25 protein-coding genes, 1 tRNA gene and 1 other annotated feature are annotated in these 25,550 nt (G+C 36.6%); of the genes, 3 read left to right on the top strand and 23 right to left on the bottom strand.

The window, feature by feature from the left end; all coding sequences use genetic code 11:
* Positions 1-274: 274 nt before the first annotated feature.
* Genes sufB through sufC form a run of 5 tightly spaced genes read right to left on the bottom strand, consistent with a single transcriptional unit; the run spans position 275 to position 5,475 of the window.
* On the bottom strand, positions 275-1,669 hold the full coding sequence (gene sufB / locus I583_RS04425) for a Fe-S cluster assembly protein SufB (protein WP_010763370.1): 1,395 nt from the start codon (positions 1,667-1,669) through the stop codon (positions 275-277).
* A gap of 48 nt (positions 1,670-1,717) precedes the next feature.
* Entirely contained in the window at positions 1,718-2,185 is a 468-nt protein-coding gene (gene sufU / locus I583_RS04420; RefSeq protein ID WP_010763369.1) for a Fe-S cluster assembly sulfur transfer protein SufU, read from the bottom strand.
* A complete protein-coding gene (locus I583_RS04415) occupies positions 2,172-3,407 on the bottom strand; it encodes a cysteine desulfurase (protein ID WP_010763368.1) in 1,236 nt (411 codons plus the stop codon). Before I583_RS04415 ends, sufU begins: the two co-directional genes overlap by 14 nt.
* Entirely contained in the window at positions 3,404-4,690 is a 1,287-nt protein-coding gene (gene sufD, locus I583_RS04410; protein ID WP_010763367.1) for a Fe-S cluster assembly protein SufD, read from the bottom strand. The genes I583_RS04415 and sufD overlap by 4 nt, the downstream gene beginning before the upstream one ends.
* 14 nt (positions 4,691-4,704) lie before the next feature.
* Positions 4,705-5,475, bottom strand: coding sequence for a Fe-S cluster assembly ATPase SufC (sufC, locus tag I583_RS04405; protein WP_010763366.1), 771 nt, complete (start codon positions 5,473-5,475; stop codon positions 4,705-4,707).
* Positions 5,476-5,802: 327 nt separating this feature from the next.
* On the opposite strand from sufC, the gene hemH reads away from it, so the two are divergent.
* Positions 5,803-6,744 (top strand): ferrochelatase, encoded by a 942-nt coding sequence (hemH, locus tag I583_RS04400; RefSeq protein WP_010763365.1) that lies wholly within the window; start codon positions 5,803-5,805, stop codon positions 6,742-6,744.
* Positions 6,745-6,784: 40 nt separating this feature from the next.
* Here hemH and I583_RS04395 read toward each other — a convergent pair whose 3' ends face one another.
* The 11 genes from I583_RS04395 to I583_RS04350 form a co-directional block, all read right to left on the bottom strand.
* Positions 6,785-7,636: a MetQ/NlpA family ABC transporter substrate-binding protein gene (locus I583_RS04395; RefSeq protein ID WP_010763364.1), complete on the bottom strand. Its 852-nt coding sequence runs from the start codon at positions 7,634-7,636 to the stop codon at positions 6,785-6,787.
* A gap of 36 nt (positions 7,637-7,672) precedes the next feature.
* Complete coding sequence (locus tag I583_RS04390; protein ID WP_051094847.1) at positions 7,673-8,302, bottom strand: methionine ABC transporter permease; 630 nt, start codon at positions 8,300-8,302, stop codon at positions 7,673-7,675.
* A gap of 49 nt (positions 8,303-8,351) precedes the next feature.
* Positions 8,352-9,389 carry a methionine ABC transporter ATP-binding protein gene (locus I583_RS04385; protein WP_010763362.1) on the bottom strand — a complete coding sequence of 346 codons (1,038 nt, stop codon included), beginning with the start codon at positions 9,387-9,389 and terminating at the stop codon, positions 8,352-8,354.
* Positions 9,390-9,647: 258 nt separating this feature from the next.
* Positions 9,648-9,892, bottom strand: a binding site (T-box leader).
* Positions 9,893-9,940: 48 nt separating this feature from the next.
* Entirely contained in the window at positions 9,941-10,276 is a 336-nt protein-coding gene (locus I583_RS04380; protein ID WP_010763361.1) for a glycine cleavage system H family protein, read from the bottom strand.
* Positions 10,276-10,632 carry an arsenate reductase family protein gene (locus I583_RS04375; RefSeq protein ID WP_010763360.1) on the bottom strand — a complete coding sequence of 119 codons (357 nt, stop codon included), beginning with the start codon at positions 10,630-10,632 and terminating at the stop codon, positions 10,276-10,278. The genes I583_RS04380 and I583_RS04375 overlap by 1 nt, the downstream gene beginning before the upstream one ends.
* A gap of 18 nt (positions 10,633-10,650) precedes the next feature.
* Positions 10,651-11,835, bottom strand: a complete 1,185-nt coding sequence (locus tag I583_RS04370; protein WP_010763359.1) for an FtsW/RodA/SpoVE family cell cycle protein — start codon at positions 11,833-11,835, stop codon at positions 10,651-10,653.
* A gap of 559 nt (positions 11,836-12,394) precedes the next feature.
* The gene (locus tag I583_RS04365) at positions 12,395-12,580 is read right to left on the bottom strand and encodes a hypothetical protein (RefSeq protein WP_010763358.1); all 186 of its coding nucleotides are present in this window, start codon (positions 12,578-12,580) and stop codon (positions 12,395-12,397) included.
* Positions 12,581-12,898: 318 nt separating this feature from the next.
* Complete coding sequence (locus I583_RS04360) at positions 12,899-14,350, bottom strand: MucBP domain-containing protein (protein WP_010763357.1); 1,452 nt, start codon at positions 14,348-14,350, stop codon at positions 12,899-12,901.
* Positions 14,351-14,543: 193 nt separating this feature from the next.
* Positions 14,544-14,681: a hypothetical protein gene (locus tag I583_RS16735; RefSeq protein ID WP_010763356.1), complete on the bottom strand. Its 138-nt coding sequence runs from the start codon at positions 14,679-14,681 to the stop codon at positions 14,544-14,546.
* A 183-nt stretch (positions 14,682-14,864) separates the two neighbouring features.
* Positions 14,865-15,704 carry a hypothetical protein gene (locus tag I583_RS04355; protein WP_010763355.1) on the bottom strand — a complete coding sequence of 280 codons (840 nt, stop codon included), beginning with the start codon at positions 15,702-15,704 and terminating at the stop codon, positions 14,865-14,867.
* Between the two features lie 219 nt (positions 15,705-15,923).
* Positions 15,924-15,996 (bottom strand) — tRNA-Thr (locus tag I583_RS04350).
* A gap of 137 nt (positions 15,997-16,133) precedes the next feature.
* On the opposite strand from I583_RS04350, the gene I583_RS04345 reads away from it, so the two are divergent.
* Positions 16,134-16,370, top strand: coding sequence for a hypothetical protein (locus I583_RS04345; RefSeq protein WP_010763354.1), 237 nt, complete (start codon positions 16,134-16,136; stop codon positions 16,368-16,370).
* Between the two features lie 91 nt (positions 16,371-16,461).
* Here I583_RS04345 and upp read toward each other — a convergent pair whose 3' ends face one another.
* The 7 genes from upp to I583_RS04310 all read right to left on the bottom strand — a co-directional run bounded on the left by upp (position 16,462) and on the right by I583_RS04310 (position 23,768).
* Positions 16,462-17,091 (bottom strand): uracil phosphoribosyltransferase, encoded by a 630-nt coding sequence (upp, locus tag I583_RS04340; RefSeq protein ID WP_010763353.1) that lies wholly within the window; start codon positions 17,089-17,091, stop codon positions 16,462-16,464.
* 79 nt (positions 17,092-17,170) lie between these two features.
* Positions 17,171-18,409: a serine hydroxymethyltransferase gene (gene glyA / locus I583_RS04335; protein WP_010763352.1), complete on the bottom strand. Its 1,239-nt coding sequence runs from the start codon at positions 18,407-18,409 to the stop codon at positions 17,171-17,173.
* A gap of 55 nt (positions 18,410-18,464) precedes the next feature.
* Entirely contained in the window at positions 18,465-19,502 is a 1,038-nt protein-coding gene (locus tag I583_RS04330; protein WP_010763351.1) for an L-threonylcarbamoyladenylate synthase, read from the bottom strand.
* Positions 19,503-19,506: 4 nt separating this feature from the next.
* Positions 19,507-20,358 carry a peptide chain release factor N(5)-glutamine methyltransferase gene (gene prmC / locus I583_RS04325; RefSeq protein WP_010763350.1) on the bottom strand — a complete coding sequence of 284 codons (852 nt, stop codon included), beginning with the start codon at positions 20,356-20,358 and terminating at the stop codon, positions 19,507-19,509.
* Positions 20,351-21,424, bottom strand: a complete 1,074-nt coding sequence (gene prfA / locus I583_RS04320) for a peptide chain release factor 1 (RefSeq protein WP_010763349.1) — start codon at positions 21,422-21,424, stop codon at positions 20,351-20,353. Before prfA ends, prmC begins: the two co-directional genes overlap by 8 nt.
* A 58-nt stretch (positions 21,425-21,482) precedes the next feature.
* Positions 21,483-22,076: a thymidine kinase gene (locus I583_RS04315; RefSeq protein WP_010763348.1), complete on the bottom strand. Its 594-nt coding sequence runs from the start codon at positions 22,074-22,076 to the stop codon at positions 21,483-21,485.
* 174 nt (positions 22,077-22,250) lie between these two features.
* Positions 22,251-23,768, bottom strand: a complete 1,518-nt coding sequence (locus tag I583_RS04310; protein WP_010763347.1) for a flavocytochrome c — start codon at positions 23,766-23,768, stop codon at positions 22,251-22,253.
* A gap of 332 nt (positions 23,769-24,100) precedes the next feature.
* On the opposite strand from I583_RS04310, the gene I583_RS04305 reads away from it, so the two are divergent.
* The gene (locus I583_RS04305; protein WP_010763346.1) at positions 24,101-25,501 is read left to right on the top strand and encodes a TrkH family potassium uptake protein; all 1,401 of its coding nucleotides are present in this window, start codon (positions 24,101-24,103) and stop codon (positions 25,499-25,501) included.
* Positions 25,502-25,550: the final 49 nt, after the last annotated feature.

Here is a 25,550-nt window from a genome sequence, read left to right as displayed (position 1 = left end):
ACTTTTTCGAGTTAAATAATACTTTCTCATTGTTGTATATTCTTAAACTATTATATCTCATCGTAATGCTCTATTAATTATATAAAAATTGCTCACCAAATTCTAATCAACTAAATTTTTGTATATTTTTCCTATTTATAATCTTCACTGTTACTAGTATATACTTTGAAATCATATTACAAATTTAAGTCAATTTTCGCCAATTTGACCATGCTTTAAAAAAACAAAAAACTGTAAACATTCATTTATGAATGTTTACAGTTACTATTAATTTTTAACCCACAGACCCTTCCATCTCATAACTAATCAATCGATTCAACTCAACCGCATACTCCATCGGTAATTCCTTCGTAAACGGCTCCACAAATCCCATAACGATCATCTCAGTCGCTTCAACCTCAGTCAACCCACGACTCATCAAGTAATAAAGCTGTTCTTCTGAAATTTTCGAAACCTTCGCTTCATGCTCCAATGCCACTTGACTGTTATGAATCTCATTAAACGGAATCGTATCCGACTTCGATTTATCATCCATAATGATCGTATCACACTCAATATGTGAAATCGAACCCGCACTATCTTTCCCAAACGTTACTTGACCACGATAATTCACTTCACCGCCGTCTTTGGCAATTGATTTAGAAACGATCGAACTTGATGTGTTTGGCGCATTATGAATCATTTTCGCCCCTGTATCTTGGATTTGGTTTTCCCCAGCAAATGCAATTGAAAGCATTGTGCCGCGAGCACCTTTTCCATCAAGATAGACACTTGGGTATTTCATCGTTGTTTTGGCACCCAAGTTTCCGTCGATCCACTCAACTGTGGCACCTTCGTAAGCTTTGGCACGTTTTGTTACCAAGTTATAAACGTTATCGGACCAGTTTTGGATGGTTGTATAACGTGTATAGGCATCTTTATGCGTATAAATCTCAACGATCGCTGCGTGCAAGCTATTGCTTGTATACGTAGGTGCTGTACAGCCTTCTACGTAGTGAACACTAGCGCCTTCATCCACGATAATCAGCGTACGTTCAAATTGTCCTGTGTTTTCCGCATTGATTCGGAAGTATGTTTGTAATGGTACATCCACACGAACGCCTTTCGGCACATAGATAAACGTTCCACCAGACCAAACCGCAGAGTTTAGTGCTGCTAATTTGTTATCTGTTGGTGGGACTAATTTTGCGAAATATTTTTTGAATATATCAGGATATTCTTTCAACGCTGAATCTGTATCCGTAAAGATGATTCCCAATTTTTGGAATTCTTCTTTCATGTTGTGGTAAACCACTTCTGATTCATATTGCGCTGAAGCTCCAGCTAGGTAAGCACGTTCGGCTTCTGGAATTCCAATTTTTTCAAAGGTTTCTTTGATTTTATCTGGTACATCATCCCAGTCACGAGCAGGTTTGTCGCTAGCTCTTTGGAAATATTTGATTTTTTCAAAATCGATATCAGATAAATCTGGTCCCCAATTTTGCATAGGCATTTTGTGGAATTGTTCTAATGATTTCAAACGGAATTCCAACATCCATTCTGGTTCTTCTTTCTTACGTGAAATTTCTCTAACAACTTCCTCTGTTAGTCCACTTCCCGTACTGAAAATTGGTTTCACATCATCATGAAAACCAAATTGATATTCTTCTAACTCAGGTACAGTACTCAAATTATCTCACGTCCTTTTCTTGATTCCTTACTGACTTCAACTTATTTATTATTCTTCGCAGTGTAATTGTCCTGCGGTTCCTTGTCCGTCATTTTCAACTGCTTGTTCTAACGCTTTCCAAGCCAATGTTGCACATTTGATCCGTGCGGGGAATTTGGCCACGCCACTAAGCATCGCCGCATCACCTAGTTTTTCTTCTTCTGGTACGTCATTTCCTTGTACCAATTGAGAAAAATCTTCAGCCAACTGTTCTGCTTCAGCTAAGGTTTTCCCAATCACCGCATCTGTCATCATACTAGCACTCGCCGTACTAATCGAACAACCACTTCCGCTGAAAGCAATATCTTTAATGACATTGTCTTGAATAGCCACTTGCAATTCGATCACATCGCCACAAGTTGGGTTATTCATTTCGATTTTTTTGCTTGATTCTGCTAATGTTCCATGATGATGAGGATGACTGGAATGATCCAAAATCACTTGACGGTATAAATTATCTAATTTAGATAGAGCCATGTTGGAAAAACTCCTTTGTCGCTAAAATTGCTTCGATCAATCGATCAGCATCTGCTTTGGTATTATAAAGATAGAAGCTTGCACGAGCTGTCGCTGGAACGTCTAAATATTTCAGTAATGGCTGCGCACAATGATGTCCTGCACGAACGGCCACGCCTTCCATATCTAACGCTGTCGCAGTGTCATGTGGGTGTAAGCCATCTAAATTAAACGCCAAAACACCTGTATGATGAGCCGGATCTTGTGGTCCATAAACCGTCAGACCTTCAATCGCCAATAGTTTTGGCAACACATAAGCCACTAATTCTGCTTCATGTTGATGAATTTCTTTTAACCCAATCTCCGTTAGAAAATCGATTGCCGCACCTATAGCGATTGCTCCAGCAATATTTGGGGTTCCTGCCTCAAATTTCCAAGGCAGTTCTTTCCACGTACTGTCATGCAAATTCACGAAATCGATCATTTCCCCACCGAATTCTACGGGTTCCATTTGATCTAGTAATTCACGTTTTCCATATAATACACCAATTCCAGTTGGACCACACATTTTATGCCCGCTAAATGCATAAAAATCAGCATCAATTGCTTGAACATCCACTGGCATATGTGGTACAGCTTGAGCACCATCGACAACTAAGACAGCACCGTGACTATGAGCTAGCTTTGCCAACTCTGCTATTGGATTGATCACGCCTAAAACATTCGAGACATGAGCGATAGAAACAATCTTGGTTTTATCCGTGATTTGTTTTTTCGCACTTTCCATATCTAAAAAGCCGTCTGCTGTGATTTCGATATATTTTAAGGTTGCGCCTTTTCGTTCAGCTAACTGTTGCCAAGGAATGATGTTAGAGTGATGTTCCATATAAGAAATCACGATTTCATCCCCTGCTTTAACCGCTAAATCACCATAGCTTTTGGCAACCCAATTTAGACTCGTCGTTGTGCCTCGAGTAAAGAGCGTTTCGGCTGTTTCTTTCGCATTGATAAAGGCTCTAACTTTTTCACGAGCTTCTTCATACTCTTTCGTGGCACGTTCGGCCAACGTATGCACACCACGGTGGACATTAGCATTATCGTGTTCGTAATAATAAGTCAGTTTATCCAAAACTGCTTTAGGTTTTTGAGTTGTTGCTGCATTATCCAGATAAACAAGCGGCTCGTCATTTACTTCTTGAAACAAGATGGGAAACTGCTGCCGAATCTTATCTGCGTTTATCATGCATTCAACTTCCCTTCAATTACGTCCACAAATTCTTTTTGCACATCTTTAACAGGAATCGCCGTAATAACTGAGCCTAAGAAGCCACGGATAACCAGACGTTCCGCATCATCTTTACGTAGACCACGACTCATTAAATAGTACATTTCTTCTGGATCAACACGTCCAACACTGGCTGCATGTCCTGCGGTTACTTCATTTTCATCGATCAATAAAATTGGGTTCGCATCACCACGGGCTTTGTCTGAAAGCATTAAGACACGGCTTTCTTGTTGGGCATCTGCGCCTTTAGCTCCTTTTAGGATATGACCGATTCCGTTAAATGTTAGCGTGCCACGTTCACGGATAACGCCGTGTTGTAAAATGTGTCCTACAGAGTGAGAGGCTTTATTGGTTACACGAGTATCAATTCCTTGTGTTTGCTTGCCAGCACTGATTGCCACAACTTTAACTTCCGAATGAGAGCCTTCGCCGACTAAATCAGAATCAAAATCAGCAACCACGTCACCATCATTCATTACACCTAAGGCCCAATCAACAGACGCATCACGCATGATGTGACCACGACGGTTCATGTAAGTTGAAACATTTACGCCTAATTGATCTACGGCAGAATATTTCACTTTTGCACCAGCTTTTGCAATGACTTCAACCACGATATTCGCTGACACTTTGACTTTTTGATCGCCAATTGTTTGGAATCGTTCTAAATAGCTAAACTCACTATGTTCGTCCGCTACGATCAAGACATGTTTGAAGAACGATTCTTCACTGGCTGAATCTTGAATAAAGATTGCTTCGATTGGTTCTTCAATGACAACATTTTTTGGTACGTATAAGAAGACTCCACTATTCATAAAGGCTGTATGGAATGCTGTTAATTTATCTTCATCCATTTCAACCGCTTTGTTCATATAATATTCTTTGACTAAATCACCATGTTCTTGCAAGGCTGTAAACATGTCAGTGAAAATCACACCTTGATCGGCTAATTTCGCTGAAAGTTGTTCAAACGTTGTAATCGACCCTTGTTGCACGATCACTGGATTATCTTTCATTGCGTCAAAGCTTGGGATGTTCATTGTTTCAGGTGCATACTCTTCAGTATTCACGTTAAACAAAGGCCAACGGTGAAATTTCACACGTTCGATCTTTGGTAATTCTAGGTTTTCAGCTTTTTCTAAAGCCGCTACACGTAAGTCGGTCATCCAAGTAGGTTCTTCGTTACGGGCTGAAAAAGCGTTGATGTCGTCAAGATAATTCGCTGTTGTTATTTCCTTCATTTATCTTGTCCTCCTTATGCTTCTTCTTTGTATTCGATACCTAATTCTTGGCTGATTCCTGCATAGCCTTCTGCTTCCAAACGTTTTGCAAGTTCAGCACCGCCAGTTTTCACCACACGGCCTTCCATCATGATATGCACCACATCTGGTGTGATGTAGTTTAATAAACGTTGGTAATGAGTGATGATCAACGCACCAAAGTTTTCGCCGCGCATTTCGTTTACGCCTTTTGAAACAACTTTCAACGCATCGATATCTAAACCAGAATCGATTTCATCTAAAATGGCAAATGTTGGTTCCAACATCAATAATTGTAGGATTTCGTTCCGTTTCTTTTCTCCACCAGAGAAGCCTTCGTTTAAGTAACGTTCAGCCATTTCTTCTGGCATATTTAGTAAATCCATTTTTTTATCTAATTTTTTGATGAATTCCATCACTGAAATTTTGTCATCTTCATCACGTTTGGCGTTGATTGCCGCACGCATAAATTCAGCATTCGTAATTCCTGGAATTTCACTTGGGTATTGCATTGCAAGGAATAAACCTAAACGGGCACGTTCGTCCACTTCAAGTTCTAATACATTTTCTCCGTCAAACAAGATTTCGCCTTCTGTGACTTCGTAATTAGGATTTCCCATGATGGCCGCAGATAAGGTTGATTTACCTGTTCCGTTAGGCCCCATGATTGCGTGGATTTCACCTGTTTTCATGGTCAGGTTAACCCCTTTTAAAATCTTTTTATCTTCGATTGATACGTGTAAATTTTTAATTTCTAAAACGGACATGTACAATTCCCTCCAACTTAAAATAATTATTTTATCGTTCTCACTCATTTTATCCTAATTGAGAATGATAAGCAATCTCTTTACTAGAATAATTCTTATTTAATCTAGGTTTTGTTTGTGAAAAAATGGACTTAATTAGAATCTTTCTAAAATGGTTATTGTTTTATTATCTGCCTTTTCTCTATTCTACTCAACCAAATATTGGTGATGATTAGCTAAGTTATTTTGATTTTCCTTATTCTTTGTGAGATAATTTACAATGATTTCAGAAAAATGTTGACTAGAGCGAAACTCATTTTGTCCTAGCCATTTGAAAAGAGGGTTTTAATGTCTAAAAAAGGAATTATTATTGTTAATTTAGGGACTCCAGATAAACCTGAAACGAAAGAAGTTCGAGCCTATCTTAAACGTTTTTTAGGAGATAAACGAGTAATTGATACCCATCGTTTGATCTGGCTACCTGTTTTACATGGTATTATTTTACGAACTAGACCAAAAAAATCAGCTGCGTTGTACCAACAGATTTGGCAAGAAACGGGGTCGCCTTTACTTCTTTATACGCAATCCCAAGCAGAGCAGCTGCAAGAACGTTTTCCAGATCATGTTGTACGCTATGCAATGTCCTACAGCAAGCCTTTGATTCCAGAAGTATTAAAAGAAATGAACAATCTTGGTGTTACCGATATAACGATTATCCCGTTATATCCACAATATTCAACGACTACCACAGCACCTATTTTTGATGAAGTCGCTAAGTTTTATTTGAAAGCTGAAGCAATTCCTAGCTTACATTTTATTCAATCGTTTTATGATGAGCCACTATATATTGACGCTTTAGCAAAACAAATCAAACACGCTTTAACAGAAAAAAGAATCGATAAGATTGTTTTCTCTTATCACGGTATCCCCGTTTCTTATGTTGAAAAAGGGGATCATTATTTAGAACATTGCAACCAGACAACTCAAGCGGTGATGGAGCAAGTAGGGGATATTCCTTTCATAAGTACGTTCCAATCAAAATTTGGGCCTGCTGAATGGTTGACTCCGGCTACTGATCAAACCCTAAAGGAATTACCTAAGCAAGGGGATAAGAATATTTTGATCTTGACACCTGGGTTCGTTTCTGATTGCTTAGAAACAATAGAAGAGATTGAAAAAGAAAATTATGGTTACTTTATGGAGAACGGCGGAGAACATTTCCATTATATTCATCCCTTTAATGATAACCCGATTTTTGTTGATATTTTGGAGAAGCTTGTTCAAAAATAGAAAAAAACAGAAAAATCTCAAACGATTTTTCTGTCTTTTTTTATTTATTTACAGGTTTTACAGAGCCATCCCATTTTTCAAGAATCCAATCTTGGATTTCTTTACTATGCAATGCATCTATCAACTTTTTGATTTTATCGCTATCTTTATCTTCAGAACGAACAGCCACAATATTTACATACGGTGAGTTATCTTTTTCAAGTAAAACAGAGTCTTTTAATGGATTCAAGCCTGCACTGTATGCAAAGTTAGCGTTGATTGCTACAAGATCTGCTTCATCGTTGTTATATGTCGTTGTTAATACTTCAGGATTGATATTATGGATAAATTTCAAGTTTTTTGGATTTTTATCAATATCTTCAAAAGTAGCAGTCTCTAAATCCACACCATCTTTAACGGTAACTAAATCAGCATCTTGTAAAATCGTGATAATACGACCCCAGTCAGATTCTGAATTTGATGTAATGATTGTTGCTCCCTCTTTTAAGTCTTTGATATCTTTGATTCGTTTTGAATAAAGACCCATTGGCTCAATATGAATACCGCCAGCGTTTGCGAAATCATACTTATTTTCTTTGACTTGTAAATTAAAGTACGGAATATGTTGGAAGTAATTCGCATCGATGTCGCCTTCAGCCAAGTTTTTGTTTGGTAAAATGTAATCATCGAATTGCACGATTTCTAAATCAATTCCTTCTTTTTTAAGAATTGGTTTGACTTGCTCTAAAATTTCCGCATGAGGTGAAGCTGATGCGCCAACTTTCAAAACAGAAGATTCTTTTTCAGATCCCGCTGACTTACTATCGTCTGTTTTGTCTTTCCCTCCGCCACAAGCGACCAATCCAACTGTCACAAGTGCTAATGCTGCTAAACCGAATAATTTCTTTTTCATATTTATTTCCTCCAATTATTTTTCTATTTTGATTGTTTATCGTTTGTCTGAACGTTTCACCAATTGATCGCCGACAAATTGAATAATAAACACAATAACCAAGATCAAAACTGTTGCAACTAATGTAACGGTATTATTATTACGGCTAAACCCTTCTTGATATGCTAAACCACCAAGACCACCTCCGCCGATGATACCTGCCATTGCTGTAAAACCAATCATCGTAATCGTTGTCAGCGTAACACCAGATAGTAGAGCTGGTGTACTTTCAGGAATCAATACCTTAAAAATCTTTTGGATTTTAGAAGCACCCATTGCATCTGCTGCTTCTAAAACACCACTATCGACTTCACGAAAGGCAATTTCAACTAAACGAGCGTAAAATGGTGCAGCTGATACAATCAATGAAGGGATTGCCGCTTTGGCACCGATCCCTGTACCAACTAATTTTCTTGAAAAATCCATTAATAAGATGATCAACACGATATAAGGAATCGAGCGGAAAATATTACTAACAACTGATAAAACACTATAACAAATTTTTGCAAAAGGTGATTTATTACGGCTTAAACTGTATAATAATAACCCTAGTAAAAAACCAATAATAATAACAAAAATCATCGCAACGACCGTCATAAACAATGTATCGATCGCCGCCTGTTGCATTGATTCTGGATTCACTCGGCTAAAGTTCAAATATTTTTCTGCAAATGTTTCATTCGCCACGGTGAATCACCTCCATTACGACTTCTTTTTCAGTAAAGAATGCTAACGCCTGTTCAATCTCATTTGGTGTTCCTGTGATCATAACAGTCAACGTTCCAAAGGCGCCTTCTTTTGCTTGTTGAACTTGACCTTGAACAACATTGATATCTACAGCAAATTTACGAATTGCTTGTGAAATCACAGGTTCATTGGCATTATCACCACTAAATTGCAATGTTGCAACAAGACCTGCTGGATTTTCTTTAATCAATTCCTGTAATAACTCTTCCGTATCTTCTTTTGGTTCTAATTCTTGTTGAACAAAACGTTTTGTAACAGCTTGTTTAGGGTGTCTAAAGACTTCTAACACATCGCCTTCTTCAACGATTTGACCCAGCTCCATTACAGCAACTTTGTTACAAATCTTGCGAATCACATGCATCTCATGCGTAATCAATACAATCGTCAGATTCAATGTTTTATTGATTTCTAACAGAAGGTCCAATACTTCATCTGTTGTTTGCGGATCTAATGCACTTGTTGCTTCATCACAAAGTAAAATTTCCGGATTATTAGCTAGTGCTCTGGCAATCCCTACACGTTGCTTTTGTCCACCAGATAATTGACTTGGATACGCATCTCCACGCCCTTGTAAACCAACTAAATTTAAAAGTTCTTGTGCACGTTCTTTTCTCACGTTTTTTGGAACATTTGCTAGTTCTAACGGTAACATGATATTTTCTAAAATCGTTCTTGACCATAATAAATTGAAATGTTGAAAAATCATCCCAATTTTTTTACGAAATTGACGTAGTTCTCGATTCGCCATTTGCGCAACATTTTGCCCTTGGATAACAACTTCACCTTGTGTTGGTAATTCTAAGCCGTTTAATAAACGAACTAAAGTACTTTTACCAGCACCCGAATAACCAACGATTCCATATATATCCCCTTGATCGACTGTTAATGAAACATCGTTAACAGCTGTTACTTGTCCGCTTTTTCCGGAAAATTGTTTTTGTACGTGTTGTAATTCGATTAGAGGCATTTTTTCCCCTCCGCTTTCTTTGGTTTTACTTCTTTTTTATTATACTACATGCTTTGTGCTATGTTGTGAAATAATCGACAGATTAATTTTCTTATTTTTATGACCTAGCTCGCCTATTTCTTATTTTGGCTTGGATTATGATTCGGTAGAAATAAAACTACTCTCACTTCGTTCGCCAAGTATTGTTCATCATCTACTATGGCGAAGCCAGTCGTAGTGATTCACAATAAAAAGCCTCCGTCCCTGTCATTAATCTGACAAAAGGACGAAAGCTTGTCTTTCGTGTTACCACCTTGATTTACCATTATTTCACAATAATAGCCTTATACAGTACTTGAATTCGCATACTGCCGTGCTGTAACGGGCACTCCCGTAATAAGTTCACCTTTGCTCACTTATTCCGCTCAAAGGCCATCTTCCATCTCAATCGTGTTACCCATTTCCAGCAAACAGAGCTCTCTTCAAACACTTTTGGCATGTACTCTTCTTTTCAAAGCTTTTACTTTTATTGATGAAATTATAGCAATATCCAAATCGCTTGTCAATTATTATTACGCTTGATTCAATTCTGCTTCATCAACATCCGTTAAAATAGCGATCCAGGCATTTTTTTGATCTGCATCATCTAAAACACTAGTATCTTGTTCCGCTGCTTCATTAATTGCTACAATCGTTCCGCTGATTGGTGTACTAAATTCACTTACAGCTTTTTCAGCTTCCAATTCGATTAGTGAATCCCCTTTTTGCAGTTTTTGACCAACCTTAGGCATCGTTGCAAAAGTGATGTTTCCTAAATCTTCTTGTGCTTCATTTGTCAAACCAATTTTATAACCTGCATCTGTTTTCAAAATCCACAGACTATCAATTATTTTCACTTCTTCAGCCATTATTTAATAGCTCCTTCATAATCAGATTCTTTAAATCCGTTTGCTAAAAATTGATCGCCTTTAACAAAAATCGGACGTTTGATCAACATACCGTCAGTCGCTAATAATTCACTTGCTTCTTTGATTGAAAAATCATTGACTTTATCTTTCAACCCTTGTTCTCTATAACGAATACCGCTTGTATTAAAGAAACGGCGGACTGGCAAATCACTTTGCTCCATCCAGCTTGCTAATTGTTTTGCAGTTGGAGGATTTTCGATCATATCAATCGTTTTGTATTTTACCTGATGCTCATCTAACCAAGCTTTTGCTTTCTTACAAGTTGAACATTTTGGATACCAGAAAAATGTGTACATTTTAACGCCTTCTTTCATTTAATAGTCTTCAATCGTTGCTTCTTTTTGATATTTCATTGACATAATCAATCCTACTCCTAGCATATTGCCTAAGATAGAGGAACCACCTTGACTGATAAAGGGTAATGGAATCCCTGTTAGTGGTAGAAGTCCAATATTCGCCCCGATATTTTCAAACACGTGGAATAAAATCATCATGATGATTCCAGTCGCAATGTAGGCATAAAATTCATTATTTGTCTCAAAACAAACACGAATCATGCGGTAAATCAAGATAAAGTATAGCAAAATAATAAAGCATCCGCCAATAAAACCAAAGTTTTCACCCACAACGGTGAAAATCATATCTGATTCTCTAACAGGTACATATACATCACTAACATTAAACCCTTTTCCAAGCAATCCGCCAGAACCAATCGCTGTGATCGCTAAAGCTGGTTGGAAAGAACGATCGGGATCATGATGGAATGGATTCATCCATAAATCAATTCGATCAAACTGATACGGTTTAAACCCTACTGAATAAAGAAATTCACGTCCAGTGGTCGTGGTCACTAAGTAAATCGTGCCTGCACCTATTAGTAATGCTGCCAAAAACGCTGGTAAAATAATTTTCCAAGAGATCCCTGACATCAGGAAAACTCCGCCAAAAATTGCTAAGAAAACTAGCATCGTCCCAAAGTCATCTTGTAGTAAAATCAAAATGATGACAGGCATTGTCACCAATAGCATTTTTCCAATTAGCCAAAAATCAGATTTTAGCGTTCGATTGACATTCTTCACATTATGCATCGTCACAACATATGCTAGCATTAAAATAAAGGCTACTTTCATCAGTTCTGAAGGTTGAAAAGTTGTCCCACCTATACTGATCCAGTTTTTAGAACCTGTTTGCGCTTCTAGATAAGGATCATAGAACTTTAAAAGCAGCCCCATCATAATCAATCCAATCACATAAAACACAGGTGTCAGTCGCCAAAGAAGCTTGGAGCTGAAATTCATCACAATCACAATACTGACGCCACCGACTAAATACCACAATCCTTGTTTCATCAACATATTGCCGATCTCTGGTCGATTTGGATCATTGCTTAACGCTACATAAAGCGACAGTATTCCGATGATTGAAAGAAGGAATACCGGTAAAATCACACCATAATCAATTCTATTATCTAAGTTACGCATTAGTTTATTTTTATTCATTCGTCATCCCTTTTCCTTAAATCATACGCTTTTTATTATAACTTTCTATAGGGAGAAAAGAAAGTATAGTATTGATGATTTTGGAAAAACTTTAGGGAATTAGAGATTTGTTGAAAATACACTCTGTTATAGTTATAACGTCTATATCAAAAGGTAGATCATTACTTAAAAAAATAATCGCTGCTTCTTTGTAAGAAGAAATAGTGTCTTTTCGCTTTTCGAAACAAGCAATTTCTACTTTTCTTTTTCGTTGCCAACGATGAAGCTTTTGTTTAACGATTCTATCTACATCAGCATCTGTATATTTATATTCTTGATCTTTTCCGATTTTGATTCTCTCCCTTTTTATAAACTTACCTTTGCACTTCCTATGTTTTAATAATAAATTATTTTATGAAGACTCACCCCTCAAAATCCTCCCAATTTTCTTTCATAATTCTGTCCAGTTTTTTTCTTAAAATTTTATTAAATAAAATAAGCCAGACAAAACTAAAATCGTTTTGTCTGGCCTATTGGTATTAAACTTGATTTTTTATACTACGTCATTACAAAAATAGACTTATTTTACAACATCCAAAACTTTTTCATAAGCTTCGATTTGAGCATATAAACGTTGGATTTGCAATTCATTCTCAATATAATTGATAGAGTTTCCAAGGCTTTCTTGCCGTTTGTCTTCTAAGCGTTCGACTTCTTTCTTTGCTTCATTGGCTAATTTATTGATGTTATCAACTTTCTCTGACATGATGCAGTCCTCCTATATACTTAAGTTATACTCTTAGTGTAGGCTCTTTTTTACAAATATACAACGATTATGTATTTGATCTATATTGAAACTCTACGAGGTGAAAAATTCACGCCAGAAGAAGCAGATTATGCTGTGCAACCTTTAAATGAGTAATACTTACTGAAATAAAAAAACTGTGGGACAAAACTAAAGATCAGTTTTGTTTCGCGCTCTAAATCCGAATAAACGGCGAAAAAAAAGCAGCTCCCTCTTATTTCTTGGAGCTAAACGCTTTTGTCTCGTCCTCTTTTTCATAATACTAGTAATTTGTCTCTTTTATTCTTGGTCTTTCTTTTGCTTGATCATAAACCAACGAGTAAAAGCACAAATAATTATTACACTTCCCAATACTCCCAACACTTTTGAATAGCTATTATTTTCACCAGCACTTGGAAGTATTTTTGTTAATGCTTGATTATTATTATTTGAGTTATCTTTAGGCTGTTGTATCTTATTTTTTTCATATACATACGTAACAATTTGAGCGTTATCGGTAAATCTCCCCTTGATATTTCCATGAACTTCTTTAAATATATACCCAGGAATCCCTTTTTGTTCTGTGGTATATTGCTCTCCAACTAATCCAGTTTTTACCACATCATCTGTTAATTTATTCCCAGCACCATCTTGATAGTTTACAGTTACTTTTGCTGTCTTAGTTGGAATTTGTGTATAAATATAGATTACGGTTTGAGTTTCATCTGTAAACACCCCAGCAGCACTTCCTAGAATGTCATTAAAAGCATACCCAGGAATTTCTTTTTGTTCTGTAGTATACTGTTCTCCAATCATTCCTGTTTTCACTACATCGTCGGCTAGCTTATTTCCATCAACATCTTGATACTTTACTGTTACACTGGTTGCTTTTACTGGATTTTTATTATATACATAATTTACTACTTGCTTTTTAGCAGTAAAATTACCTATAGCATTTATCGGAAACCTCTCTTGATTTAATGTATATCCAGGAATTTCCAATTTGAATTGTTCTGTAGTCGTATCGTAAGTGTCCCCTACATTTCCTTTAATCCATTGGGGATCATGAATTTCTATACCATCATTATCTTTATAAGTAACTTCAACATCTGCCCCAGGTACTGGAATATTGGTAAAGTGTACACCTCTTCTAAATCCCCAATCATAATAAGTACCATATCCACCCGAATCATAACCTCCACTAAAAGGAACGATATCCTTATCTAACGCATTGTTTTCGATAATATAGTCTTTTTTGGGAGCCATTGTGAATGAAATGAGCAAATCAGCTTCTCTATTATTTCCATCTGAAGGATGTACAATATTTTGAGTAATTTCCATCTTATAACCAACTAGATCATTTAACTTTGGAAGTGTTTCACTAAAATTTATTCCGTCTGTCGTATAAGTTATCTTTGCATTTCCTTTAGTAACTGTAGGATATGATGAGAACTGAAACCAAGAATTACCTAGACTGTCTTGATTAATAAACTTTGCCAAATACTTTGTCATAGTACCATTATTTACCGTCAACTCTTGTTGAAAATAGACAATCTCATTTTGGTTTAAATCTATTTTTGTTGGCTCAGAGAAAATATCATGGAAGGCTTTCCCTACAAGAACATAGTCTGTCCCGTCATCAGAAGTTTTCATTCCTGAACTAGAAACATTGCCTTGCGCAAATACTGCTGGAGCATAGACTAGTATAAATCCTAACAATAAAAATCCCGTATAGTGCAAAAGTTTTTCCATCCGTAACCTCTCACTTATCTTTTTTTAACAAAAAAATAGTAACATAGTATACTTTGACTTTGTGTTTTTTTATTTTTTCTAGAAGAAATAATAGAACACTTTCAAACTTTAGGATCACTTCGCTCAATTTATTACTTCTATTTTTATGATTTTATAGAAAGATTAAGTCAAATTATTATCATATGAGTTTCTTTTAGAATTTATATGAGACATAGATCCATTTTTCAGAGCTCTTATTGGAAACAAATGTAATATATTCTGAATCTATATCTGTATGGACGATTAATCCACCTTCCGCCATTACAATTGTATCTTTCATACTAGCAATCATTAATCAGCCTACAATTTCTCTTTTAAATATATCAAAAAAATGAGAATGAAAGTCTTTGCTTATTATTTTGCTAAAACTACAAAAGATACAAACAAACTTCTTATAAAGAAGATTTATTTGTATCTTTTGTCTTCAGTCTTTAATCACCATAATTAGGTGCTTACAACTCATATTAATAGTTTCTTAATCTTCAAAAAGGACTTTTAATCTTACTTCCCCATTAAAGACGATATTACGGTTTGGCTCTGCCAACTTATATTCCCATGTAAATGATTTAGGCTCCTCACTAGTTGAAAGATCCCATCTTAATTCATTGCCAACAACTTTGAAATTCTTATCTTGAGAAGTATATGTTGTTTCGCCACCGTTATTGTTCGATAGCTGAATTGGATTTTTTATAACTAATTCCTTTGCATCCGAGGACAACGTAATTGTGGGATAAGTTGTGCTATTTCTGTATAGCACATCTTGAAACTTTTCAGGTATTTTAACGTCTGAAAAATCTTTGAACGAATATTCATAATCCCTTACATGCAAAACTTTCAGTTTTGGCATGCGCTTAGAAGTAAACAATTGATCTAGCTCATTCATCGTAACATTAGCATCTTCTAAATCCAACTCTTCTAGATGTTCCATCAGAAATATTGGAGTAATATCAGAGTTTCCAATCTCAAAAAGCCTTATTTTCTTTACATTTTCACCTAAATGTTGGATTCCTTGAATTCCACTTAAACTCAATTCTCCAAGCTCCAAATATTGATTCGGATCAGAATATGCATATTTTTTTATTTGATCGACTGTTGGTAATTCCTTTTCGATTTCAAATAGACTTTCACTTCCATCTTCCGTTTCAACCAGAGTATTTCTTTCGATCAATGTGAGTATACTAGAACGTATACTCCCGTCAGGCATGTAAACATAGTCATCTCCATAACCTGATTGCCAACCATTAACAACAGTTCCACCATATAATCCTAGGCCAACTATTCCTAAAACACCAACGACTAATAACTTTTTTTTCATTTCAAATTCCCCTTTTATATTTATTTATTACTAAAAATACATTATATATCATTTTAATATGAATTGTATAGTTTTTTTTAAGCCTAAAGTATATCGAAATCATGAGATTGTCCTCTAACTAATTTGTTTATACATTGTCAAATCCTGATTTTTTACTATAAAAATAAATAAACGTGAAAGATCAATGCTTACAAGCATTGATCTTTCACGTTTAAATGATGCCAGCTATAGGAATCGAACCTACGACCTACGCGTTACGAGTGCGTTGCTCTACCGACTGAGCTAAGCTGGCAATACACTAAAAATTATAGAACTAAACCCATTCTTTGTAAAGACAAAAAACCTCCTTTTTTAAAAGAAAATTAGTTTTCTGAATTTTTTCTTAATTTGTGGTATAATAGAAGTAGTTAAGAAAGGAAGTTTTTTTGAATGTCTAATTTCGGTAACTTTAATCGTCCTGTTGAGCCTTCTGCAGAAGGGGATTTATTCACTGTCGATACTCAGGTCACTTTCTTGATGCATGGTCAGCCACAAACTGGAATTATTACGAAACAATTAAATAATTCTGCTGTTGTGGAAATTGATGAAAATTCTGATAACACCGATTTAATGGTTAAAAGTAATGGTGTCATCGTCATCAATTACAAAAAACTAAAAAAAGTATAGATTTTTCCATCCATAATTACTGGATGGATTTTTTAGTTCATAAAAAATAGCTGCTAAAAACATGAAGTTGTTTTTAGCAGCTATTTTATTTTTACTTAGTACCGAATAAACGGTCACCAGCATCGCCAAGGCCTGGAACGATGTAGCCATCTTTATCTAAATACTCATCTAATGCTGCAGTATAGATATCGATATCTGGATGTGCTTCTTGTAAGGCCTTCACACCTTCTGGCGCTGCTACTAGACAAACAAATTTGATATTGCTGCCGCCACGTGCTTTCAACGCGTCGATCGCCATAATTGCTGATCCACCTGTTGCTAACATTGGATCAACTACGAATAATTGACGAGCATCAATATCTTCAGGCATCTTCACAAAGTATTCAACTGGCTCTAATGTATCATGATCACGGTATAACCCGATATGTCCAACTTTTGCTGCTGGAATCAATTCCAAAATACCATCTACCATTCCAATACCTGCACGTAAAATAGGTACGATTGCTACCTTTTTACCAGATAATGTTTTTTGTGTAGATTCACAAATCGGTGTCTCGATAACAATATCTTCTAGTGGCATATCTCTTGAAACTTCGTATGCCATAAGCATTGCGATCTCATTTACGACTTCACGAAAAACCTTTGTTCCACAATCCTTATCTCTAATGATTGTTAATTTGTGTTGGATCAGTGGATGATCAATAACTTGGAATTTTCCCATGCTCATTCTCCTTCAATAATTTATTCCTTCCTATTGTAAAACAAAATCGAGCGATTGACTAGTCAATCACTCGAAACTTTTACTTATAAAGTGGATATTTTTTTGTAAGTTCACTAACAGAAGCACGAACTTCAGAAAGAGTCGCTTCATTTTCATGATCATTTAGGACTTTCACGATTAATTTTGCAACTTCTACACAATCATCTTCTTTAAATCCTCGTGTCGTGATTGCAGGTGTTCCAATACGAATACCACTTGTTTTAAATGGACTAAGCTGTTCAAACGGAATCGAATTTTTATTAGCCGTGATATTTACGCTATCTAAAATTGCTTCTGCTTCTTTTCCGTTTAAACCAAAACCACTAACATCTATTAACAATAAATGATTATCAGTCGATCCACTTACTAAGCGAGCCTCTGGTGTCTGATTAAATACTTTTGTCATTGCTTTAGCATTTTCGATAACTTGTTCACTATATTCTTTAAAGCTAATGTCTAACGCTTCTTTAAAGGCAACTGCTTTACCAGCAATCACGTGTTCTAATGGTCCGCCCTGAATACCAGGGAAAATATTGCTATTGATTTTTTTCGCTAACTCTTCATCATTCGTTAAAATAAGCCCACCACGAGGCCCACGTAATGTTTTGTGTGTTGTTGATGTTGTGATATCCGCATAAGGTACTGGATTTGGATGCAAACCTGCGGCTACAAGACCCGCAATGTGTGCCATATCTACCATTAATTTTGCGCCAATTTCATCAGCGATTTCACGGAATTTTTCGAAATCGATTGTCCGAGAATACGCACTAGCTCCTGCTACGATTAATTTTGGCTGGTGTTCACGAGCCAAAATACGTACAACATTATAATCGATCACTTCAGTTGTGGGATCCACACCATAACTTACAAAATTATAGGTTTTCCCACTAAAATTGACTGGTGAACCATGAGTTAAATGTCCTCCCGCAGACAAATCCATCCCTAAAACAGTATCTCCTGGTTCGATCAATGAAAGATAAGCTGCTGTATTCGCTTGGGAACCTGAGTGCGGCTGAACATTTGCAAACTTAGCCCCAAATAATTCTTTCGCACGATCGATCGCCAAATTTTCAACGATATCGATAAACTCACAACCACCATAATAACGTTTCCCTGGATAACCTTCTGCATACTTATTTGTAAGAATACTTCCTTGTGCAGCCATCACACCTTTAGAAACAACGTTCTCTGATGCAATCAACTCCAAGTTGTTTTCTTGACGGTCATTCTCTTTGGCAATTGCATCCCATAAATCAGGATCAAATGTTTTATACTCCATTAAACAAGCCTCCATTTCATTTGTTTGTACCGATTGTATCATACTTAAATGCTCTCTACTCAAAAATCGAATCAATTTTTAGAATTTTTTGATTTGCTGCTTTTTTCAGTCGGTTCATGTAAGCGATCCCTAGATCTGATTCTGGAAAAGCTTGTGCAAAAATCACATCGATATTTTGTTCATCTAAACTTCTCAGACCTGCAAATAATAATTTAGTTCCTTGTTCCACTGATCCTTCACCAAAAGAAAAAATGGCTGCTACTTCATCAGAAAACATTTCTGTAACTTGATTGTCCGCAAACAAACCAATCCGCTGATTTTTACTTTCAGCCCATTCAATTGCTTTTTTAAACGTCTGTTGATCACCCTCTACGATCCAAACAGGGACATCTGGTGAATAATGTTTATACTTCATCCCAGGTGCTTTAGGGGCTTCTTTTTCGCTGATTAAGTGCTGATCAACAATCACCTTACCCACTACTTGCTCCAAACGTTCTTGTGTAACGGCACCAGGTCTTAAAATGACCGGAACTCCGTCTGCAGCAGTTAAATCTAAGACCGTTGATTCTACACCGATTTGAGTTGGGCCATCATCTAGAATACCAGCGATTTTCCCATGAAGGTCATGATACACATGCTTTGCTGTTGTCGGACTTGGTTTTCCGGAAGTATTAGCGCTAGGTCCTACTAGAGGTAGCTTGGCTGTTTTGATTAGTTCCAGTGTTTTTTCATTATTAGGCATCCGAAAAGCGACCGTTTTCAAACCACCAGTTACGGTAGTAGAAAAAGCATCTGTTTTCACATTAAAAATCAACGTCAAAGGACCCGGCCAAAAAGCATCCACTAATTTTTTAGTCTGTTCAGGAAAGTCCGTCACATAATTTTTAACCATCTCAAAATCACTTACATGAACAATCAAAGGATTATCGCTAGGGCGTCCTTTAACTGCATAAACTTGCTTTACTGCACGTTCATCCAATGCGTTTGCGCCAAGTCCATAAACAGTTTCAGTTGGAAAAGCGATTAGTTCTCCTTTACGGATAAGTTCTGCAGCTTGATCGATGTTATCCGCTGTAAATTGTTTTGTTTCCAATTTCCTACCCCTCCTCTTTTTTAGATGAAACAATCACCATTCGATCATTTCCCGATAAGTCTTGGGCAACTTGTACTTGTTTTTGTGGAAAGGTTTGCTGAAAAAGTTGTTTGACTGCTTCGCCTTGTTGAAAACCGATTTCTAAATAAATTTTTCCATCTGGTTTCAGCAACTCTTTTGCTTCTTCAGCCAATCGTTGATAAATCGCTAACCCATCGTTTTCTGCAAACAATGCAGTTTTGGGTTCAAATGTTCGCACACTTTCATCCATCAAGTCCCATTCAGTATTACTGATGTAAGGAGGATTTGAAATCAAGATATCGATTTTTTGCTCTTTCATTGGTTTAAGTGCATCGCCATGACAAAAACAAATATCTACCTTTAATTGTTCTGCATTTTTCTTGGCAACGTTTAATGCTTCTTCTGAAATATCGATTGCAGTCACTTGCCAATTTGGTCGATCCAATTTTAGACTAATCGCAATTGCACCTGTTCCAGTCCCAACATCAACAACTGTCAATCGCTCATTTGGATTTTCTTTTAAGCAACGGTCGACGAGCTCCTCTGTCTCAGGTCTTGGAATCAATGTATGCTCATTAACTATAAAACGATGACCATAAAAATCGCTATATTCCAATAAATATTGTGGCGGATAATTTTGAGCAAGCCTCAATACGTCCTCATTGATTTGTTGCTCGTCTTCGGATGTTATTTCTTCTTTCAGATGAAGCAGCCAATCCGTCTTGGTCCAGCCTTTTCTTTCTAGAAAAACAAAAAGAATACTATAGCCTTCTTGTCCTTGTTTTTCTAAAAAAGAAGAAGCCCGTTCAAGGACTTCAAAATAACGGTTACCCATTTTGCATCTCTTCTAATTTTGATGTTTGATCGTATAACACTAATGCATCAACGATTTCATCTAATTTTCCAGCTAAAATTTGATCAAGTTTTTGAATGGTTAAACCAATACGATGATCCGTTACACGATTTTGCGGAAAGTTATAGGTACGGATTCGTTCAGAACGATCTCCTGTCCCAACAGCTGATTTGCGATTTGCATCATATTCGCTTTGCGCTTCTTGCTGCATTTGGTCGTACACTCTGGCACGTAAAATTTTCATTGCTTTTTCACGGTTTTTGATTTGAGAACGTTCATCTTGCATAGCAACAGCAATCCCAGTTGGAATATGGGTCAAACGAACAGCAGAAGCTGTTTTATTGACGTGCTGACCTCCGGCTCCACTAGCATGGTAGATATCTGTGCGAATGTCTTTATCTGCAAGATCTAATTCTACTTCTTCTGCTTCTGGTAAAACAACGACAGTTGCAGTTGATGTGTGGATACGGCCTTGAGATTCTGTTGACGGTACACGTTGAACCCGATGCGCACCACTCTCATATTTTAGTTTAGAGAAAACATTATCTCCGGAAATCATCATGATCACTTCTTTATATCCACCGATTCCAGTAATATTCGCTTCCATGACATCCGTTTTCCATCCTTGTGATTCCGCATATTTTTGGTACATCCCGAATAAGTCACCAGCAAATAAAGCTGCTTCGTCCCCGCCAGCTGCACCACGGATTTCCATAATGATATTCTTATCGTCATTTGGATCTGTCGGTAATAGTAAAATTTTGATTCGTTCTTCCAGTACGTCTTTTTCTTTTTTTAATTCTGAAAGTTCTTCTTTGGCCATTTCAGCCATTTCGGCATCTAGCTTTTCACCTAATAGTTCTTCGGTATCACTGATTCCTTCGACTACTTGCTTATAGCGACGATAAACGTCGACTGTTTCGCGGGTATTCGCTTCTTCTTTAGATAATTGCATAAAGCGTTTCGTATCACTGATGACTTCTGGGTCACTTAATAATTCGCCCAGCTCTTCATAGCGATCTTCAATTGATTGTAACTGATCGTACATAGTTAGTTGCTCCTCTTTTTAGTTGATAAGTATCGTTTATTTTCCACTTTTTACTGAGTTAATTATTTTCTACCTGCTCACCATCGATTGGTGGATGGAAATAATGATTACGGCACACAGGATAATAAGCTTCGTTTCCACCGATTTGGACTTGAGTTCCTTCATAAACTGGTTGACCATCAATATAATGTAGATTCATCGTCGCTTTTTTATGACAGAACCAGCAGATTGTTTTAAGTTCTTCTAGTTTATCTGCATATAACATCAAGTATTTCGATCCTTCAAATAGTTCATTACGGAAATCATTCTTCAGACCAAATGCCATAACTGGAATATTTAATTCGTCTACAACTCGGGCAAACTCAATCACGTGTTGTTTGCCTAAAAATTGTGATTCGTCCACTAAGATGCAATAAGGTTTATAATCAAGCTTTTGGATCAAATCATAGACATTCGTCTCTTTAAAAATAGGGATTGCTTCTCTTCTAAGGCCGATACGGCTTGAAACGACACCAACGCCATCTCTAGTATCAAGTCCGCTTGTCATAATGACAACAGGTTTGTCTTGTTCTTCATAATTGTGCGCTACTTTTAATATTTCAATTGTTTTACCACTATTCATTGCGCCATATTTAAAAAATAATTGTGCCATTACTCCGTCGTCACCTCTCGTTTAGTTCCTCTCGTATTTTACTATATTTTCGACAAAAAAGCAGTATTTTTGAAAAATTGCTTTCTTAGTTTTTGATTATAAGTTCATTTAGACGATAAAAAGAAACCAATAGGCAAACGCGGACGTTCGATCTATTGGTTTTCTTAGACTTACTTATTTTTGTGCTGATGCAAAATTCGCTGCTTCTGTTCCAGATTGACGACCAAAGATGATGATGTCCGCTACAGCGTTTCCGCCAATACGGTTTGCACCATGTAATCCACCAGTTACTTCACCAGCGGCATATAATCCTTTGATTGGGGCGCCATTTTCTTTTAAGACTTCTGTTTTCGTATTGATCTTCACACCGCCCATTGTATGGTGGATTCCTGGTGCGATTTTGATTGCATAGAATGGTCCAGTTGATAGATCATGATCCATACCTGTTGCGCGATTAAATTGAGTATCAGATTTCGCTTGAACTTCTTTATTCCATTGTTCTACTGTTTCTTTTAATTTGGCTTCTGGCATATCGATCTTTTTCGCAAGTTCTTCAATTGTTGTACCTTCTACAACAAAGCCTTGTTCATCATAAAAATCAATTGCTTTCGCACGATCACGAACACCTTGATCAAAGACTAGGTATGCTGATTTTTCTGGCAATTCAGTGATGGCCGCTGACACTTTATCCCGGGTATCCATTTCATTCACGAAACGTGTACCTTCTTGTGATGCTAAAATTGCGCCTTCACCACGAACAACTTCACCGATCAAGAATGATTTATCTTGTTGAACAGTTGGATGAATTTGGATTTCTTTCATATCCACTGTTGCACCGCCAAGTTTTTCGATCATCTTGATACCGTCACCTGTTGTACCTTCTTGGTTTGTTGTGACATAATCTTTTAATTTTGGATCGTATTTTTCTAGCATTTCTTTATTCGCACCAAAACCACCTGTTGTAACGATTACAGCATTTGATTTGATTTCTTTTGTTTCTTTGTCATTTAGTTTGACTTTAACACCGTTGACTTGACCGTCTTTTTCAGTGATTTCCGTCACGTTTGCATTTACAAATAACGGAATTTTTTCTTCTTTGACATTCCGAACAAGTCCATCAACTAAGTAGCCGCCGATTGCAGAACCATCAGCTGGACGGTGAGTGCGTTTTTCGCTCATTCCACCGGTAATTGTCAAGTTGCTTAGTTCAATTCCTTTCGTATCTAACCAATCGATTGCATCTGCTGAATGATCGACAAAAAAGCGTAATAGTTCTTTGTCATTCGTTCCTTTTCCACCTTTAAGTGTTTCTTCGAAGAATTTATCATTGCTATCTGTGATACCTTCTGCTTTTTGGTATTTTGTTTCAGAAGCATTCATACCTGAAGAAGATTTGATTGTATTGCCACCTGCAACTGGCATTTTTTCTAGGATAGCTGGATTCATTCCTGCTTCTTTTGCTTGTAATGCAGCTGTCATGCCAGCGCCACCTGCACCGATGATCACGATGTCATATTGATCTTCTAATTCACTTAAATCTGTATAGCCATTGGCTGATGCACCAGAAGTAACTTCTGTGCTTTCCTTGGATTCTTTACTTTTCTTGGTTGTTTTGTCTTGATCACTGGTACAACCTACCGCAATTCCTGCAAATAGACTCAATGATAGTAAACTCATGATGACTTTTTTCATTTTTTCCCCACCTCAGTAATTTTTAACCATCCAACTCCTGATTATTTAACTTAAATCTACCTAATCTCTTATATAAATGTGAATATAATCACATTTTGAAAATGATAGATTTCTCTTTTATACTAAACTCATTAGTTTAATTAAGTTTATTTTTCAACCTATTAAACAAAAGAATGTTACTCCCCTCACAATAAAATAGCATGTTCTGTTTGATTTGTGCTCTATTCTCGTTATTTTTAATCAATTTCTTATTTCTTCTAAGGGTTTATTCTTTGTTTGCCCACCATTTATTTTCTGCTATACTTGGTTTAATGATATTCAGGAGGTCCACTATGAATCGATTTCGGCTTTTATGGCTGGCGCAACGCAATGGAAGGCGTTATATTTCTAATAATTTCTCATCTATACAAATAATTGTTTCCTATTATGTTATCATGACAGTGGTTTCTTACTTATTGTTTTGTCTGCCCTTTTTTAGAGAACCCGGCTCTCATGTGAGCTTCATCGATATGCTCTTTATGGCCATCAGTACAGTAAGTGTTACAGGTTTGTCTACATTTGATATTAATTCTGTCTTTAATGACCGCGGCGTAATTTTACTGGAAGTGTTATTTCAAGTTGGTGGTTTGGGGATCATGATGATTTCTACAGCTTTCATCATTCTATCTAAACGGAGAATTTCTTTAAAACAACGGCAATTAATCATGACCGATATGAACCAACCAAAATTGAGCGGTATCGTTCGCTTGATTCGAATCACATTTACCATTATTTTATGGTTTCAAGTAATATTTGGTACATTTTTCTCCATTTATTTTTACTTCTCCGGCTATTATAAAACCTGGCCCAGAGCGATTTTCTTTGGTTTTTATCAATCGATTTCAGCAGTTACCAACTCTGGATTTGACGTTACAGGAGATTCGATTATCCCATTTGCCAACGATTATCTTTTTTTGATCGTGATTATGTTTTTGATTTTTGTCGGTGGGATTGGCTTTCCAGTATTGATGGAAGTTCGTGAGTGGTTGTTTTTTAAGAAGAAAAAACGAGGATTGCCTTTCCGTTTTTCATTGTTTAGTAAAATTGCTGTATTGGCTTTTGTGATTTTATTTATCGGCGGTACAATTTTGATTTATTTATTGGAGAAAGATCATTTGTTTGTGGGGATGGGTGAGATCCAGCGTTGGATCACATCAATGTTTTATTCTATGACGACTCGAAATGCAGGTCTGCAGATCAATGATTTAGGTGATTTTCAGGTTACGACATTAATGGTATTTTCTCTTTTGATGTTTATTGGCTGTAGCCCTAGTTCAGTCGGTGGTGGGGTTCGAACAACGACCGTTGCGATCATTGGTTTATACTTGTATGCTTTTTTGAAAAGTGAAGATAAAATCAATGTGTTTGGACGACGGATCGATGATGATGATGTAAAAAAATCGATTGTTGTCTTTATGCTTTCGTTAATCATGTGTTTCTTTGCCGTCTTATTTTTAACTGCGACAGAAGACCATCCGTTGATTGCTATTATTGTCGAAGTTGCTTCTGCTTTTGGTACGACTGGGTTGTCACTAGGCATCACTTCTGATTTAACCACAGTTGGTAAGCTAATGATTGCTCTGTTAATGTTTATTGGACGGATCGGAATGCTTTATACTTTAATGTTATTTGTACCAAAAGAAACACGAGATATCGGCTATGAATATCCTTCTGAGAAAATCATAATTGGATAAAAAATAGGGTACCAAACATCATTTTTGTTTGGCACCCTATTTTATTTGT

This window comes from Enterococcus haemoperoxidus ATCC BAA-382 (assembly GCF_000407165.1).
GTDB lineage: Bacteria > Bacillota > Bacilli > Lactobacillales > Enterococcaceae > Enterococcus_L > Enterococcus_L haemoperoxidus.
Note: the sequence above shows the minus strand (reverse complement) of the source record. Positions and strands in the feature narration are given on the sequence as shown.